Raw genomic sequence first — 16,073 nt, 5'->3', positions numbered from 1 at the left:
TAAACTGAAGTAATTTATCACCAATTGCCATTCACGTTTCAGGGGTTGTGGCATGAATATCGTGACGCTTTTAATTGTTTGGGTAGTAACAGCTATCAGCTTGTTAATCATTAGTAAATTACCTTTAGGAGTTGAAATTGATACTCCTGGTAAAGCCTTCCTTTCTGCCGCAGTGCTTGGTATCGTGACGGCAATAGTCAGACCGATTTTAAGCCTCATTTTTGCAGTACCAAATTTACTTACCTTAGATTTATTATCCGGCATTTTCACATTTATGATTGCCGTGGTTTGTTTTAGTATTGCTGCTTGGTTAGTAGAGGGCTTTCGCTTACGTTACGGTATTTGGAGTGCTGTTATTGGTGCATTCACCCTGACCATTATTAACAGCTTAATCTACAAATTATTGGGCGTGTAAATTTAAGAGTTAGGAGTTAGGAGTTAGGAGTTAAGAGCTATTAACAATTCCTCACTTATAACTCCTAACTCATCACTCCCATTTCTTAACTATTCGTTGGAACTTGGGGGAGCAACGGGTATAGTTGATTGTTGTTTACGTTGCTCGCGTTTTTTGCGATCGGCTGAGAGCATATCTGCCATTACTACCAGCGCTTGCGCCATTTTGTCTAGGTTAGAGCGGTATAACTCCAAATCCTTGTTGAGTTTATCATCAGATACGTGCAAGCCAGCAGCGATCGCTTTTAGTGCCTCAGTTAGTTGTTTTTCGTCTTTAACTAATGCCGGATCTGACTGTTCCAATAACGAAAATACACCGATTGCGAACAACCGATTGTATTTAAAGTTAGGATTATTAGCGATCGCTTGCAGTTGTGTCTGCAAATCAGCATCTCGATCTAAGTAAGTAGTTTGGCCTAGCCACCCAATTAAATCTTTAACTGGCAAACCTTTTGCTACGGCTTGCAATCTTTCAGCATCCTGTCGATAGTGTTGCGGATCTTTTTCTATAGCCCGACATAAGGCGTTAAAAATTGATTCTTGATCCCGTTCTGGTTGATAGCCTTGCATGAAGCGGTCGAAAGTAGTGACGACACCCAAGGCATAAATTGGATTGTAGCTAAAATCGATATTTACTGATAGCAGATGCATTTCCACCATCAATTCTTCTACTACCCGACGATAAATAGTGTTAATCGGTCGGGTGTGAAGATTGTAAAAAGTTCGTTTTGTATCAGAGACAGTACGGACGTTATTCACAAAGCAAATGTTAAGGGCGACGTATCTTTATTTTGTCGCTTAAAGGCTACTTTGCCAAGTTTAGCTTTTGACTGGTGACGGTTTCATTTACAATATAAATAAATCAGAAGTATTCCAGAAGCTAGTAGCCACAGGGGATAAGACTCTTTCCTCTAAAGAACTAGCTAGAAATATTTATCCTTAATGATTTATTTATCGCATTTATGAACTTCTCGCCACAGTTAATTGCTTTAGGTGAGTACCTAGCTGGTGAATTTGATAATCGAGAACAAGCTCTAGAAGACCCAGTTTGGTATGTCCATCTCCGAATGTGGCAAAGACCAGTGAATTTGTTTACAGAAGATAGCATCACCCTGTTTGCCGAACAAGCTAGCGTGATTAACCTAGATAAACCTTACCGCCAGCGAATTATGCGCTTGCGTCAGGGCCGCAACTCTGATACATCTCTGGAGGTACAATATTATATACCTCAAGATCCAGATGCATTAAGAGGCGCAGGTAATAACCCTGCTCTACTGAACACACTGACACCCAAACAATTAGATTTACTACCAGGTTGTATCCTAACAGTAACTCAGGAAACACTAGGCCGCGATCGCCATAAGTTTATCGCCAATCCACAACCAGAGAGTCTTTGCAGCTTTACCTACCTTGGTAATAGCGTCTATGTTTCCTTGGGTTTTGAAAGCACTGCTGTAGAATTTCACAGCTACGACAAAGGAATTGATCCAGCGACTGGAAAAGCAACTTGGGGGGCTATTATGGGCCCTTATCGCTACACCAAGCGAAATCAATATTAAATAAGATAAACTTATGAGTTATAAGTTATAAGCTATGAAGTTTCAATTAACTCCTGTACAGACGCGATTAATCGCGTCTCCTAACTCCTAACTCTTTTTTAGCTAGCAATGCTACGAGGTACGCCTTCTAAAGCTTCCTCTTCTGTTTCAAAGATTTCAAAGACAGTATCCATCATCGTCACTTCAAACACAAGTTTCGCTTCTGGATGTACATTGCAGATGCGGAAGCTGCCCTTGACTTTATCAGCATCACGCATCCCCGCTACCAAAGACGTAAGACCAGAACTATCAATAAAATTTACCTGAGCCAGATTGACAACTACATGGCGGCTGAGTTTGGAAATACACTCTTGTAACTTCAGGCGAAATTGCCAAGCTGTGGTAATGTCTAGGCGACCGGCAGGTGTCAAGACAATCACTGTGTTTCCGTCTTGGGTTGTATAAGTTTTTTGGTCTATCTGAATCACTAAAGCCCTCCCCGTGGCATTCCTCTTAAAATTAGCTAGTTACAGAATTGTCTAATGCTGTCACTTGAGATTAACAAGCTATAGCTAAAATTGTCACCTTTTTCTGCTAAGTGCTTAACTCTAGTAGTTTAACTCATCAAAATAATAGTGGGGCATGGGGCATGGGGCATGAGGCATGGGGTATGAGGAATGGGGAATGGGGAGTGGGGGAAATGAGAGAGGTGGGGTAGATAACAAAGTGAGGGATAAAGAATTAATAACCAATGCCAATGCCCAATGCCCAATTAATTTGGTATCCAGTTGATCCAGTCTTGAGGCTTAAGGAAAGTTTCATACAACTCGGCTTCAGGGGAATTAGGTTCCGGTTGATAGCCGTATTCCCAGCGCACTAAGGGAGGTAGGGACATGAGAATTGATTCGGTGCGTCCGTTGGTTTGCAGACCAAAAATAGTCCCTCGGTCATAAACCAAGTTAAATTCTACATACCGTCCCCGGCGATAGAGTTGAAAATTCCGTTGGCGATCGCCATACTCTATCCCATGTCGCCGTTCTACAATTGGTACGTAGGCTGGTAAAAATGATCTGCCACAGTCTTGCACAAAGCCAAACAAATCTTCCCAATTGCGGGTTGCAGGTGTTCCCACCTGGTTGCTATAAATAGCCGCTTCCCCATTGGGATTTGGCCCCCGATATAAAGCACCCTGACCATCTTGGTAATCAAAAAACAGACCACCTACACCCCGTGTCTCATCACGATGCTTGAGGTAAAAATATTCATCACACCACCGCTTGAATACCGAGTAATAGTCTGGGTGGTGTTTGTCACAAGCTTGTTTTAATGTTTTGTGTAAATGTGCTGCATCTTCAGCAAAGGGATAATAAGGCGTTAAGTCAATACCACCACCAAACCACCACACTGGCCCCGCTTCAAAGTAGCGATAATTTAGATGAACTGTGGGCACATAAGGATTGTGAGGATGCAACACCATTGAAGTTCCCGTAGCATAAAAGCCATGTCCTGCTGCTTCTGGGCGTTGGGTTAAAATTGAGGCTGGCAAATGGGAACCCCAAACTTCAGAAAAATTTACACCAGCTTGTTCAAATATTGCACCTTCTCGCAGCACGCGCGATCGCCCTCCACCTCCTTCAGGGCGTTCCCAACTATCTTCATTAAACTTAGCCACACCATCTAGTTTTGCCAATGATTCGGTAATTTCGTCTTGCAGTTGTTTCATAAACTGACTGACTCTAGTCTGAGCGTCAGGTGCTGGCAAAGACTTGGATGATTCTGCTGCTACAGTTGGTGTTTGCGAGTTGGTCAACATAGATTCCCGAACCTAAATTACAATTTCCAGAAAGCCACAAATTTCTTATCTTAAAATTTGGGGGAAACACGCCCCAACAATCAAGCTCTATTTGCCCAACCCGCTTTTTTCTTACTGGTTAAGCATTTATGCGATTGATGGACATCACTAGAGTTATTTTCCCTCAAATGCGTATAGGCTTGTATATTGACTGAGTTTTTTTTGTTAAGTTTTTTTTGTTAAGTTTAACTATTTCACTCATTTGGTACTTCAAATTAGTGTATTTATGATGTCAATTTAGTAACTGAGCGTAGTTGCACACAATACCAGAGTTAAAAGAAAGTGTCTAGGGGAGGGGAGGATTAGGAAAATGCAAGATTGGTTATCCAAATTCATCCACCGCAAACGTCGTCGGTTTTGCGCTTCTCTAGTGCGGACGTATCGAGAGATTAGTTATGCTTCTGTAGATGAACTGTGGCAAAAAGTCGCTGACTTAACAGATGTTTCCTGGCATCCACTACTTAAGAGTACTAATGTACCCTACGGATTAGTACCCAAACCAGGATTGATTTTTCACGCCGTAACCCGCTTTTCACCGATTCCCATCCGTATTTTTGTTGAGCGCGTCAATCCTAGAGAGATGTTGAGTATCAGAGTACTGGCGATTCCAGGGATAGAGGAACGAGTGACTTATCAAGTAGAGTCAACTGTTTGTGGTACTTGTTTATCTTATTCTGTAACTCTACGGGGTTGGTTATCGCCCCTAATTTGGTCTTTATCCCGTCCTTATGCCGACCGCGTAGCCCGGTCTTTAGTCGAGGCAGTAGAAAAAGCAGCATTACCAAAGGTATCTAGTAAGAAAAAATCCCTTAATGACAGTTGTTTTGATTTTTAGTTAAAGGGAGCAGGGAGTGGGGATGAGGGGGAGCAGGGGGCAGGGAGAAGAATTTTCCCCTCCGCCCCCCGCACCCTGCCCCTCTGCCTCTTTTCAATCCCCAATGCCCAAAGAAAGTTAAGATTCTATATAGGTAATAATGCCATTTACTAAGTTTTATTACGGCATTGACAGTGAAAATACTAAGCTGACCTTACTTAAGAAAGCATCCAGTTAATAACTAAGATGTTCGCCATAAGTGTATTTATTCATTTTGAATTTTGAATTTTTATGTACGATGTCCTCGATTCTCGCTCTGTCTTAGAAGTGTTGCGACCAGTGGAAGACCCAGAACTCCGCAAAAGTCTGGTGGAACTGAATATGATTCGCAACGTCAAAATTGACGGTGGCAAAGTTAGTTTTACTTTAGTCTTGACCACTCCTGCCTGTCCTTTACGTGAATTTATTGTTGAAGACTGTCAGAAAGCTGTTAAAAAACTGCCAGGCGTTACTGATGTCAGCATAGAAGTGACGGCAGAAACACCGCAACAAAAAAGTTTGCCAGACCGGACTGGTATTTCTGGTGTCAAAAACATTATTGCTGTTTCCAGTGGCAAAGGTGGCGTTGGTAAAAGTACGGTGGCGGTAAATGTAGCAGTTGCTCTAGCTCAAACTGGGGCGAAAGTCGGCTTGTTAGATGCTGATATTTACGGCCCTAATGACCCCACCATGCTGGGTCTGGCTGATGCCCAAATTACCGTGCGTTCCACTGAAACAGGTGACATCCTGGAACCTGCCTTTAATCACGGTGTCAAATTAGTTTCAATGGGCTTTTTGATTGACCGAGATCAACCAGTAATTTGGCGGGGGCCTATGCTCAATGGTGTAATTCGCCAGTTTCTCTATCAAGTGCAATGGGGAGAACTGGATTATTTGATTGTAGATATGCCACCAGGAACCGGAGATGCTCAGTTAACTTTAACTCAAGCAGTGCCGATGGCAGGGGCGGTAATTGTCACTACGCCCCAAAATGTAGCCCTGTTAGATTCTCGCAAGGGATTGCGGATGTTCCAGCAAATGAATGTCCCGGTATTGGGGATCGTGGAAAATATGAGCTATTTTATCCCTCCCGATCAACCTGATAAGCAGTATGACATCTTTGGTTCTGGTGGTGGCTCTAAAACTGCTGCCGAATTGGGAGTGCCACTTTTGGGGTGCGTACCGCTAGAGATTTCTACACGAGTTGGCGGTGACAGTGGTGTGCCGATAGTTGTTGGCGATCCAGATTCAGCTTCAGCAAAAGCATTAACAGCGATCGCTCTTAATATTGCTGGTAAAGTGTCAGTTGCTGCCCTGACATAATTAATTTTAATTTCTATTTGATTCCTGGGAATACTAAAGATTGGGGATTGGGTATGGGACATGGGGAGAAGGAAAACAATAGACTTGTCAAAAGATCGCACACAACTTTAGAGAGACAGAAACAACGAAAATAACCAATGCCCAATTCCCAATTCCCAACACTTAAATAAAAGCTAAAGTCTAAATTGGCACAATGTTGTTAAAACGATCGCTCCCCAAAATTCGCTGGAAGTCTTGGGTTAAGCCCTGGCAACAGGTAGATTGGCTCCTATTTTGTTTGCCAGTTGCTATCAGTATCTTTGGTGGCACTATGATTCTCAGTACGGAGTTGAAGCAGCCAGTAACTGATTGGTGGTGGCACTGGATGGTAGCGGGTATCGGAGTGCTTATAGCCCTGTTTTTATCTCGCATCCGTTACGAACTATTGATGCAGTGGCACTGGGTAACATACTCACTAACGAATTTCAGCTTAATTGCTGTGATGATTGCTGGTACTAGCGCAAAAGGGGCACAGAGGTGGATTAGTATCGCCGGCTTTAACGTGCAACCCTCAGAATTTGCCAAAATTGGTATGATCGTCACCTTAGCAGCTTTGCTACATAGGCGGACTGCTTCTAGCCTCGAAGGGGTTTTCCGCGTTCTGGCAATCACTGCCATCCCTTGGGGATTAGTGTTTTTGCAGCCAGATTTAGCAACATCACTGGTATTTGGTGCGATCGTCTTAGGAATGCTTTACTGGGCAAATGCTAACCCAGGTTGGTTAATTCTGATGATTTCTCCTGTGGTTGCCGCCATTTTACTGAGTATATCTTGGCCTTTATCAGGGCCGATAGTTTTATTCAAAGAACTATCTTTTGGCCCATTAGGGATAGTTTGGTCATTTGCGATGGCTATTGTAGGCTGGCAAACTCTTCCTTGGCGTAGATTTGGTTTCAGTGCCATTAGTGCGTGGACTCTTAACATACTCGGTGGCGAATTAGGAGTCTTCGCCTGGAACCATATTTTAAAGCCGTATCAAAAAGATCGGCTCACTGTATTTATGGATCCCGATCACGATCCACTTGGTGCTGGATATCACTTAATCCAATCTCGTATTGCTATTGGTGCTGGTGAAATTTGGGGATGGGGTTTGTTCAAGGGGCCAATGACACAACTGAATTTTGTGCCTGAACAGCATACAGACTTTATTTTCTCCGCAGTAGGGGAAGAATTCGGTTTTGTTGGTTGTTTGGTAGTGCTGTTTGTCTTCTGCTTAATTTGCCTCCGTCTGTTGCATATTGCCCAAACCGCCAAAGATAATTTTGGTTCCTTGCTGGCTATTGGCGTTTTGTCCATGATCGTGTTTCAGGTGATTGTGAACGTTGGTATGACTGTAGGTTTAGCGCCTGTGGCAGGTATTCCCCTACCCTGGATGAGCTATGGGCGTTCTGCGATGCTGACTAACTTCATTTCCTTGGGAATAGTAGAATCAGTAGCAAATTTCCGCCAAAGGCAGAAGTACTATTGATTCGTCATTAGGCATTTGTCAGTTGCCCAATGCCCATTAAGAAGTATTAAGCTATTAAAAGGAAACAAGCGAGGCTAAAAACATGATTCTGCCTGGAGCAACTGTTCGCGTCAAGAATCCCGCAGATACCTATTATCGTTCTGAAGGACTCGTGCAACGACTGACTGATGGCAAAGTAGCTGTATTATTTGAAGGTGGTAACTGGGATAAATTAGTTACCTTCCGCCTGAGCGAATTGGAACTCGTAGAGACCACAGCCGGACGTAAAAAAGCCAAATAAAATTAGTTAGGAGTGAGAAGTTAGGAGTTAGGAGTTATGATTCTTCAACTCATCACTCATAACTCTTAACTCCTAACTCAGCACTTTTATGCGCCTTCCCCTACCACAGTTTGCTACTGGCGATCGCCATCCGAATCACATTGCGGAAGTGATTGAAACTACCAGTACAGAATTTTTAGCTCAGTGTTTGGAACCACCAGATTTAACTTTTCCCTCCATGCCGCCCTTTGGTAGTTGGGTTTGTTCAGTAGATGAAGAATCTGGCAATCAAGTTTATGCTGTCATATATTATGCCACAACTATGCCGATAGATTCAGTACATCGGGCTAGGGCTTTGGGATTGTCATTGCAAGACTTACGCGAGGAACAACCCCAAATATTTGCGATGTTGAGGACGGAATTCCGGGCTGCGATCGTGGGATTTGAACAATCTTCCCAGAATCGAGGTTATAACCAAAGAATATATCAATATCTACCACCCCGTCCTCCGCAAATTCATCAAGCTGTTTATCGGTGTGAACCAGAAGCGATCGTTAAATTTACTGAAGAACTAGATTTTTTGCGGACACTGCTTTGTATTAACGGTGCGCCAGTCGAGTCTTTGACCGCAGCTGCCATTCGGGATGTATACCAGTTACGCAAAGCTGACCGAGAATGGCTAATTAAAGCTGGACGGAACCTGAGCGTGCTACTTAAAGACGACTACGATCGCTTGCGGTTTATTTTAAGTCAAATCCACCCGTAGGTAGTTAGTTTTTGGACAATTACCTAGTTAATGTAAATTAATATTTTTGATTTTTCGTCAGGTGGCTTCCCAATTATTATCTCCATCAGGCGATCGCCCCAAGGTAATCGCAATTTTACCACAGCCCCTTCAATTCCTACATGATGGAACTCATATCACAAGTTCTTGTTCTGGAACCAACTTCCCAAGTTCTTGGCAAGGAACCTATTGTTCCCTTTGCTATTTTGCTGGTGGTCATCTTAGTTATCCCCATAATGTTTGAGCGGCTAAGATTGCCAGGATTAGTGGGTTTGGTTTTCTCAGGGCTAGTACTTGGGCCTTCAGGGTGGAATTTATTTCAGTCTGACTCACCGATGATTAACCTGCTATCAGATATTGGGTTAATTTATTTGCTGTTCGTCACCGGGCTAGAAATCGATCTAGAAAAGTTTCGTCGGCAAAAAAGTCGGGCATTGGGGTTTGCTAGCTTGACTTTCAGTGTCCCCCTAGTAATGGGAACCTTAGTAGGGCTGATTTTAGGCTATAGCTGGAATACTTCAATCTTAATTGGCTCTTTATTCACTTCCTATACCCTTTTGGCATATCCCATAATCAGCCGTTTGGGAGTGGTAAACAATGAAGCTGTTACTGTCACCATTGGAGCTAAGATTTTTACAGATATTGGCGCAGTACTGATCTTAGCCGTTTGTGTAGGTATGACTCATGCTGGCGGATTCAGCTTTGCGAAACTACTCACCTTGTCGGGTTGGTTAATTATTTACTCTGTTGCCGTTGTCACAGGCTTTGATTGGGCAGGGAAGGAATTTTTTAAGCGGTCTGGAGATGACGAAGGAAACAAGTTTTTGTTTGTATTACTTGCTGTATTTCTGGCGGCTGTGGGCGCTCAATTGATTGGGGTAGAAAAAATTGTTGGTGCTTTTTTAGCGGGTTTGGCGGTGAATGAAGCTGTGGGTGAAGGCCCAGTTAAAGAAAAGGTGGTATTTATTGGCAGCGTGCTGTTTATTCCCATTTTCTTCGTTGACCTTGGCTTAATGATAAATCTACCCGCTTTTGTGAACTACTTAGACACGCTCAAGTTAACGCTGTTGATGATAATCGGTTTGATTGTCAGTAAATTGATTGCAGCTTTGTTGACAAAACTGGTTTACCGCTACAAGTGGCAAGAAACCCTAACAATGTGGTCGTTATCACTTCCCCAGGTTGGTACAACCTTAGCAGCTACCTTAGTGGGATATCGAGCCGGGTTGCTCTCACTAGAAGTATTACACAGCGTCATTATCTTAATGGTTGTCACGTCAACCTTGGGGCCGTTAATAACTGGTAAAATAGCTGTTGGTTTGAATTCATCACCAGCCGAAGAGCCAGCACCGCCTCTCCCTGAGCAGAATGTACCAGAGACAGACAACACTTTTACGATAGTCGTACCTGTCTATAATCCTCATACTGAACAGCATTTGATTGAAATGGCAGCGTTATTAGCACGCCAGTCTCAAGGAAAAATTATACCTCTAGCGATCGCTACTGCTACTGCTCACATGGATGCACCACAGTTAGAAGCTTCTCTACAACGCAGTGAGCAGTTATTGTCTAAAGCCACGGCACACAGTCGAGTATTGGGTGTGCCCGCCGAACCAATGCTGCGAATTGATGATGCCTTTGCTCAAGGAATTAGCCGAGCCGCCCGCGAACAAAAGGCTAATTTAATTGTGACGGGTTGGGGTAAACGGACTGGGTTACGAGCACGTTTATTTGGGAATGTGATTGATGGTGTGCTGTGGGCATCCCATTGTCCAGTAGCGGTGACACGTCTAGTAGAATCACCGAAAAAAATTCAGCGCATCTTAGTACCAGTAGAAAATTTAACAGCACCTACCTTACAGCCTGTACAATTTGCCCAGATGCTAGCAGAGGCAAATCAAAGCCATATTACTGTGCTAAATGTGTGCGATCGCCGCACCAGTTCCAGTAAAATTGCTTGGAGGCGATCGCATCTCTCCCTAATGGTATCTCAATTAGCTTTGGCTAATACCCCAGAAATTCAAATTATCGCTCATGAAAATGTTGCCCAAGCAATTTTACAGGCAGCACGATTATATGATTTAGTAGTTTTACCTTTTATACGTAATCGTACTAGCCCTGGAGGTTTAGCTATTAGCGATGTTACAACCCAGTTAGCCAGACAACTCACCTGCTCCATTGTCATGCTTGGGGAACCGCAACGCACTCAAACGAATATAATTAACTCTAATACGGTTACTAGCATTAAATCTCCTGTATAAGATGGGACAGAGTTCAGATCGTCTGAGTGGACTAGGGCTACGCATCACGGAATACATCACATTACATTCTTAGTCAATCTACTCTTTGCTGCTTTGCATCCAACTTAGAACACCAAATAAACGTAAAAACGCTTTATATTATTGAAGATTTGATGAACTTTAAGTAGAAGACTGACAATATTGAGACTAAGTTTGTTACTTTGCTAGTTAAATTGTTAAAGAAGCAGGTAAAAACATCACAAAACTAAAACCGGAGAAAATTAAGTAAGTTCAACAACACTTTTTGATTAAGCCTTGTTCTTTTTTTCGTTCTGTATTTTTGTGCCTAAGCTGGGTAATCTAAAAGTAAGTGCAATAGCTACTGAAAATATTTGTAAGTAACTGGGAAACTATGAGAATTTTGGTGACGGGCGGTGCTGGGTTTATTGGTTCCCATCTCATCGACCGATTAATGACCGATGGGCATGAAATAATATGCTTGGATAACTTTTACACTGGTCATAAACGCAACATCCTTAAATGGTTAGGTAATCCGTATTTTGAACTGATCCGCCACGATATTACCGAACCGATTCGGTTAGAAGTGGATCAAATCTACCATTTAGCTTGTCCTGCTTCACCAGTACATTACCAGTACAACCCAGTTAAAACCGTTAAAACTAACGTTATGGGAACTCTGAATATGTTGGGGTTAGCTAAACGTGTGAAAGCTAGGTTTTTCTTGGCTTCAACCAGTGAAGTCTATGGAGATCCAGAAGTTCATCCCCAAACTGAAGAGTATCGGGGTAGCGTCAATCCCATTGGGATCCGTTCATGCTACGACGAAGGTAAAAGAATTGCTGAGACTTTAGCATTCGATTACTACAGACAAAATAAAGTTGATATTCGAGTTGTTCGGATATTTAACACCTACGGGCCGAGAATGTTAGAAAACGATGGTCGAGTGGTGAGCAACTTTATAGTTCAAGCCTTGCGGGGTAATCCTTTAACCGTGTACGGCGACGGTTCACAAACTCGGAGTTTTTGCTACGTTTCCGATTTGGTAGAAGGATTCATTCGCTTGATGAATGGCGAATATGTTGGGCCAGTAAATTTGGGCAATCCCGGTGAATACACGATTTTACAATTGGCCCAAGCTGTGCAGAATATGATCGACCCAGACGCACAGATTAAATTCGAGCCACTACCTTCGGACGATCCCCGCCGTCGCCAGCCTGATATTACAAAGGCAAAGACTTGGTTAAATTGGGAACCTACCATTCCTCTGCAAGAGGGGTTAAAACTGACAATAGAAGATTTCCGCGATCGCATTCAAGGTGATGTCAATAATTCAACCAACTAAGCAGCACCTAGCGCCGCTCTGAATTTTCATGAAGACTCATCCGATCGGTAGCTAATATGCTTAGTGGCTGAGTTCACTGCCAATGTATAAATGTCATATTGAGAACTTCTTTTTGAAGACTAACCCTAAAAAAGCAAGGAGTTGAAAAATGCGTGTTTGCGTGATTGGTACTGGTTACGTTGGTTTAGTTACAGGTGCTTGCTTGGCTCATATTGGGCATGATGTAATCTGCGTAGACAACAACGAAGAAAAAGTTAAGTTAATGAAGTCTGGGCAATCCCCAATTTTTGAGCCGGGACTCTCAGAAATTATGCAGTCTGCTATTCAAGCAGAGAAGATTCATTTCACAAGCGATCTTGCTGCTGGAGTTTCCCACGGAGAAATTCTGTTTATTGCAGTGGGAACACCACCTTTACCCACTGGTGAAAGTGATACTCGTTACGTCGAAGCTGTAGCCCGTGGAATTGGGGAAAATCTCAACGGTGGTTATAAGGTAATAGTGAATAAATCTACAGTCCCCATTGGCTCAGGTGACTGGGTGCGGATGATTGTTCTAGATGGGATTGCAGAGCGTCAAAAAACTCTCGTACCAGCAGGTGGAATATCGAGTGATGGGAAATTACCTGAGTTTGCAGCCGAGTTTGATGTAGTCAGCAATCCAGAGTTTTTGCGCGAAGGTTCGGCAGTTCACGACACCTTCAACCCCGATCGCATTGTACTAGGAGGCAATAGCGAAAGAGCAGTATCCTTAATGCAACAACTGTATGCCCCAATTGTAGAACGCAAGTACGCTGTCGATCAATCTTTGCCCCCAGTGCCAATTCTGGCAACAGACCTGAGTTCGGCAGAGATGATTAAATACGCCGCAAATGCCTTTTTAGCCACTAAGATTAGTTTTATTAACGAAGTTGCTAATATTTGCGATCGCGTCGGTGCTGATGTTACCCAAGTAGCCAAAGGTATTGGTCTAGACTCCCGCATTGGTAACAAGTTTTTACAAGCTGGTATTGGTTGGGGTGGTTCCTGCTTTCCCAAAGATGTCTCTGCTCTGATTCATACTGCTGATGACTATGGTTATGAAGCCCAGCTACTAAAATCTGCCGTCAGTGTCAACGAACGCCAACGCTTGATTGCTTTGGAGAAACTCCAACAAGTTCTAAAAATTCTCAAAGGCAAAACAGTCGGACTACTCGGATTGACCTTCAAGCCAGATACCGACGACTTGCGCGATGCTCCAGCCCTGATTTTAATTGAGCAGCTAAACCGACTGGGAGCCAAAGTCAAAGCTTATGACCCCATCATTTCCCAAACAGGTATGCGTCATGGGCTTTCTGGTGTGCTAGTAGAAACCGATGCCGAGAGACTAGCTGACGGCTGCGATGCCTTAGTACTCGTCACTGAATGGCAACAGTTCAGCACTCTTGACTATGTGAAGATGGCGAAATTGATGGCGCACCCCGTTATTATCGATGGTCGTAACTTCCTCGACCCCGAAACACTGATCCGCGCCGGATTCCAATATGTAGGTGTGGGAAGGTAGAGAGTTTTTAACTGACGCTTGTGTAACCCGAACGTTTCCCATTTTCCACCATACAAATCAAGCGATTGCCTTTCTGATTACGCAAAGTGCGATCGCTTTTTTGTATTTGAATAAAAATTCTAATTCTGTGTCTAGCAATGCGCGGTTTACCTCCACACACACCAGGAGTAATTTCAATATGTTCTGAGATTACGGATATCTTAGACATCTGTGTTTATTATCCAAGAAACAGTCATATAAGGATAAGTTATATCTTAACTATCCACTAATTAGCGATCGCTTTTAGTTATGGATGAAATAGTGCGATCGCTCGTCTATCGTCAATGAATGTATGGGTTTAGCATTGCTTGTTTTTGGTTATGGATGAAATAGAGCGTTGGCGCAGCCCGCCGCAAGCATCGCTTTTTAGCCCACATTTCGCAGATTTTTTCTGACCAAATCCTAAAAAAATTTGGTATTTTTACGTGTTTTTTTCCTATTAAGCGCTATTTGGAATACGTTCAATTTCAGCGTATCCACTGAAAATAAGTTTTTGACCTTCAGTTTCTAATCGGTTGAGTCGCATTTTCACTCCATCAAGGTCAAAACGATCCAAATCAACCATATTATCTAAAATTTCTACCAGCGCTACACTCAAGGTTTGGGAAATTTCCCGTTGTGCTTCTGGTACTTGCTCAAGTTCGATTTTTGGATCTTTGAAAGAAACTCGCCGCCGCCTTTCAATGCCTATAGTTAGAATCATGCTCAGGGGTACAAGTTCGCCATTATTTAAATCTGCTTTTGCTACAAGCTGCAACCGATTTCCAGGTAATAGCTGCACTTGCACTTCCGTAAAGGAAACTGGTTCACCGCCAGATAATGCCGTCAGGGATGGTACAGAGAGGTTAAGCAGACGCTTTTTCACCAGTTCCGCACTAAAGGCTTGGTTAATACCTGCTTCTGATAAAATTACTTGAGCGATTGCTTGAGTGGGTTGCTTAAGACTGAGTTTGCCACTTAAAACCGAGCCGAAGTCAATGGCAACCGCATCGGTTTCAAAAGACATCTCCTCCACCGCGAAATCTTTCCGAATCACCAAGCCACGACCGCTCATTTTGAAGCTATCAATGCTGCCTTGCAACAGTTTGCTGGAGGGGTAGCAGCGCACAAAGACTTCTACTGACTCGCTTTGCGTAAACAGGTGGCGAATCGTTTGGCTGGCAACCGTGTTGAGCATCCGCTCTCCCCAATCAGTGCCTTTAGGATCTTGTAAACCAGTAAGTCCGCCGAACATGTGGTTTTTAGTCTCTAGAAGTTCTTTGTACTTTTGTAACAAACTATGAAGAATACAGCAAGCGATCCCGTGATTGATTGTGCTGATGGGTAGAAGTTGGATAGCTGATGGGTAGAAGTTAAATGTGTTAAATGTTACTTTTAATCTAGTGAGTGGGAATACTTGAACTAAGTTATTGCTAAGATTCTCACCAGTACTAAGTATGATACAGCTAAATATTCTAGAACTTGCAAGCAGGGTGATACAAATGCGATTAACACTTTGGTAAGTCAGTGGTTAAATTTACCCATAATTACGCCAAAAAGTAGTTTCAAACAAAATTGTCTACAGATAATGATCGCCAGTTCGCCATAGTGACGCATTTACTTTAAACTATGGAAATGAATGCAAATGGTTTTTAGAATCGTGTAGAGCTTCCAAATAAGCGTAGGTTTGAGAAGAAACAGTGACACAAGCCAAAACACATCGGGCCATTGCAGTGAATATTCCACCAACGCTAACACTTACAGTCACCCACGAGCAGTTAGTTGAGTTGGCGATCGCTAACCGAGATTTACAACTAGAACGAACTGTGACAGGAGAGCTAATTGTTATGGCTCCAACTGGAGGTACTACAGGAAATAGGAATTTAGATATCGAAGGACAACTATGGCTCTGGAACCGTCAAACAGGACTTGGTAAAACATTTAACTCTTCGACAGGTTTTCACCTTCCTAACGGAGCCGATCGTTCTCCCGATGCAGCTTGGGTAGGTCAAGACAGATGGGACGCACTCACTCCAGAACAGCAAGATGGATTTGTCCCTCTTTGTCCTGATTTTGTACTGGAACTGCGTTCTAAAAATGACAATATGAAACCCCTACGAGCCAAAATGAGGGAATATATAGAAAACGGAGCTTGTTTAGGTTGGTTAATTGACCGAAAAAACAAAAAGGTAGAGATTTATAGGCAAGGCCAGTCTGTAGAAGTTATAGATAATCCCTTAACCTTGTCAGGTGAAGATATCTTACCTGGGTTTATCCTAGATTTGACCGAGGTTTGGAAATGATTTTGAAAATGCTATCTAAGCCAGTGCCTTTTCATACACC

16 protein-coding genes are annotated in these 16,073 nt (G+C 43.0%); 11 read left to right on the top strand and 5 right to left on the bottom strand.

The window, feature by feature from the left end:
* Nucleotides 1-52 precede the first annotated feature (52 nt).
* Nucleotides 53-415 carry a phage holin family protein gene (locus GTQ43_RS23170; RefSeq protein WP_265275079.1) on the top strand — a complete coding sequence of 121 codons (363 nt, stop codon included), beginning with the start codon at nucleotides 53-55 and terminating at the stop codon, nucleotides 413-415.
* An 89-nt stretch (nucleotides 416-504) separates the two neighbouring features.
* On the opposite strand, the gene psb29 is transcribed toward GTQ43_RS23170, so the two are convergent.
* Nucleotides 505-1,212 carry a photosystem II biogenesis protein Psp29 gene (gene psb29, locus GTQ43_RS23165; RefSeq protein ID WP_265275078.1) on the bottom strand — a complete coding sequence of 236 codons (708 nt, stop codon included), beginning with the start codon at nucleotides 1,210-1,212 and terminating at the stop codon, nucleotides 505-507.
* Nucleotides 1,213-1,415: 203 nt separating this feature from the next.
* Between psb29 and GTQ43_RS23160 the strand changes: the two genes are divergently transcribed.
* The gene (locus tag GTQ43_RS23160) at nucleotides 1,416-2,012 is read left to right on the top strand and encodes a chromophore lyase CpcT/CpeT (RefSeq protein ID WP_265275077.1); all 597 of its coding nucleotides are present in this window, start codon (nucleotides 1,416-1,418) and stop codon (nucleotides 2,010-2,012) included.
* 98 nt (nucleotides 2,013-2,110) lie between these two features.
* Here GTQ43_RS23160 and GTQ43_RS23155 read toward each other — a convergent pair whose 3' ends face one another.
* Both GTQ43_RS23155 and hemF read right to left on the bottom strand, forming a co-directional pair.
* A complete protein-coding gene (locus GTQ43_RS23155; protein ID WP_094328250.1) occupies nucleotides 2,111-2,479 on the bottom strand; it encodes an STAS domain-containing protein in 369 nt (122 codons plus the stop codon).
* 284 nt (nucleotides 2,480-2,763) lie between these two features.
* A complete protein-coding gene (gene hemF, locus GTQ43_RS23150; RefSeq protein ID WP_265275076.1) occupies nucleotides 2,764-3,804 on the bottom strand; it encodes an oxygen-dependent coproporphyrinogen oxidase in 1,041 nt (346 codons plus the stop codon).
* Between the two features lie 349 nt (nucleotides 3,805-4,153).
* Here hemF and GTQ43_RS23145 point away from each other — a divergent pair, with 349 nt between their 5' ends.
* The 8 genes from GTQ43_RS23145 (at nucleotide 4,154) to GTQ43_RS23110 (ending at nucleotide 13,712) form a co-directional block, all read left to right on the top strand.
* On the top strand, nucleotides 4,154-4,678 hold the full coding sequence (locus GTQ43_RS23145) for an SRPBCC family protein (protein WP_265275075.1): 525 nt from the start codon (nucleotides 4,154-4,156) through the stop codon (nucleotides 4,676-4,678).
* Between the two features lie 270 nt (nucleotides 4,679-4,948).
* Nucleotides 4,949-6,019: an Mrp/NBP35 family ATP-binding protein gene (locus GTQ43_RS23140; RefSeq protein WP_265275074.1), complete on the top strand. Its 1,071-nt coding sequence runs from the start codon at nucleotides 4,949-4,951 to the stop codon at nucleotides 6,017-6,019.
* A gap of 193 nt (nucleotides 6,020-6,212) precedes the next feature.
* The gene (gene rodA / locus GTQ43_RS23135) at nucleotides 6,213-7,526 is read left to right on the top strand and encodes a rod shape-determining protein RodA (protein WP_265275073.1); all 1,314 of its coding nucleotides are present in this window, start codon (nucleotides 6,213-6,215) and stop codon (nucleotides 7,524-7,526) included.
* Between the two features lie 82 nt (nucleotides 7,527-7,608).
* Nucleotides 7,609-7,806, top strand: a complete 198-nt coding sequence (locus GTQ43_RS23130; RefSeq protein WP_265275072.1) for an NAD(P)H dehydrogenase subunit NdhS — start codon at nucleotides 7,609-7,611, stop codon at nucleotides 7,804-7,806.
* 88 nt (nucleotides 7,807-7,894) lie between these two features.
* The gene (locus GTQ43_RS23125) at nucleotides 7,895-8,551 is read left to right on the top strand and encodes an HAS-barrel domain-containing protein (RefSeq protein WP_265275071.1); all 657 of its coding nucleotides are present in this window, start codon (nucleotides 7,895-7,897) and stop codon (nucleotides 8,549-8,551) included.
* 143 nt (nucleotides 8,552-8,694) lie between these two features.
* Entirely contained in the window at nucleotides 8,695-10,830 is a 2,136-nt protein-coding gene (locus GTQ43_RS23120; RefSeq protein WP_265276524.1) for a cation:proton antiporter, read from the top strand.
* A 391-nt stretch (nucleotides 10,831-11,221) separates the two neighbouring features.
* Entirely contained in the window at nucleotides 11,222-12,172 is a 951-nt protein-coding gene (locus GTQ43_RS23115; protein ID WP_265275070.1) for a UDP-glucuronic acid decarboxylase family protein, read from the top strand.
* Between the two features lie 148 nt (nucleotides 12,173-12,320).
* On the top strand, nucleotides 12,321-13,712 hold the full coding sequence (locus GTQ43_RS23110) for a UDP-glucose dehydrogenase family protein (RefSeq protein WP_265275069.1): 1,392 nt from the start codon (nucleotides 12,321-12,323) through the stop codon (nucleotides 13,710-13,712).
* 7 nt (nucleotides 13,713-13,719) lie between these two features.
* Here GTQ43_RS23110 and GTQ43_RS23105 read toward each other — a convergent pair whose 3' ends face one another.
* On the bottom strand, nucleotides 13,720-13,920 hold the full coding sequence (locus GTQ43_RS23105) for a DUF433 domain-containing protein (protein WP_265275068.1): 201 nt from the start codon (nucleotides 13,918-13,920) through the stop codon (nucleotides 13,720-13,722).
* 270 nt (nucleotides 13,921-14,190) lie between these two features.
* Complete coding sequence (locus tag GTQ43_RS23100) at nucleotides 14,191-14,985, bottom strand: DUF2993 domain-containing protein (protein WP_265275067.1); 795 nt, start codon at nucleotides 14,983-14,985, stop codon at nucleotides 14,191-14,193.
* Nucleotides 14,986-15,430: 445 nt separating this feature from the next.
* Here GTQ43_RS23100 and GTQ43_RS23095 point away from each other — a divergent pair, with 445 nt between their 5' ends.
* Nucleotides 15,431-16,033 carry a Uma2 family endonuclease gene (locus tag GTQ43_RS23095; protein ID WP_265275066.1) on the top strand — a complete coding sequence of 201 codons (603 nt, stop codon included), beginning with the start codon at nucleotides 15,431-15,433 and terminating at the stop codon, nucleotides 16,031-16,033.
* Nucleotides 16,034-16,073: the final 40 nt, after the last annotated feature.

Origin of the sequence: Nostoc sp. KVJ3 (assembly GCF_026127265.1) — a bacterium.
In the GTDB taxonomy this organism is placed as follows: Bacteria; Cyanobacteriota; Cyanobacteriia; order Cyanobacteriales; family Nostocaceae; genus Nostoc.
The sequence above is the reverse complement of the archived record's forward strand: the minus strand, read 5'-3'. Positions and strand labels throughout refer to the sequence as shown.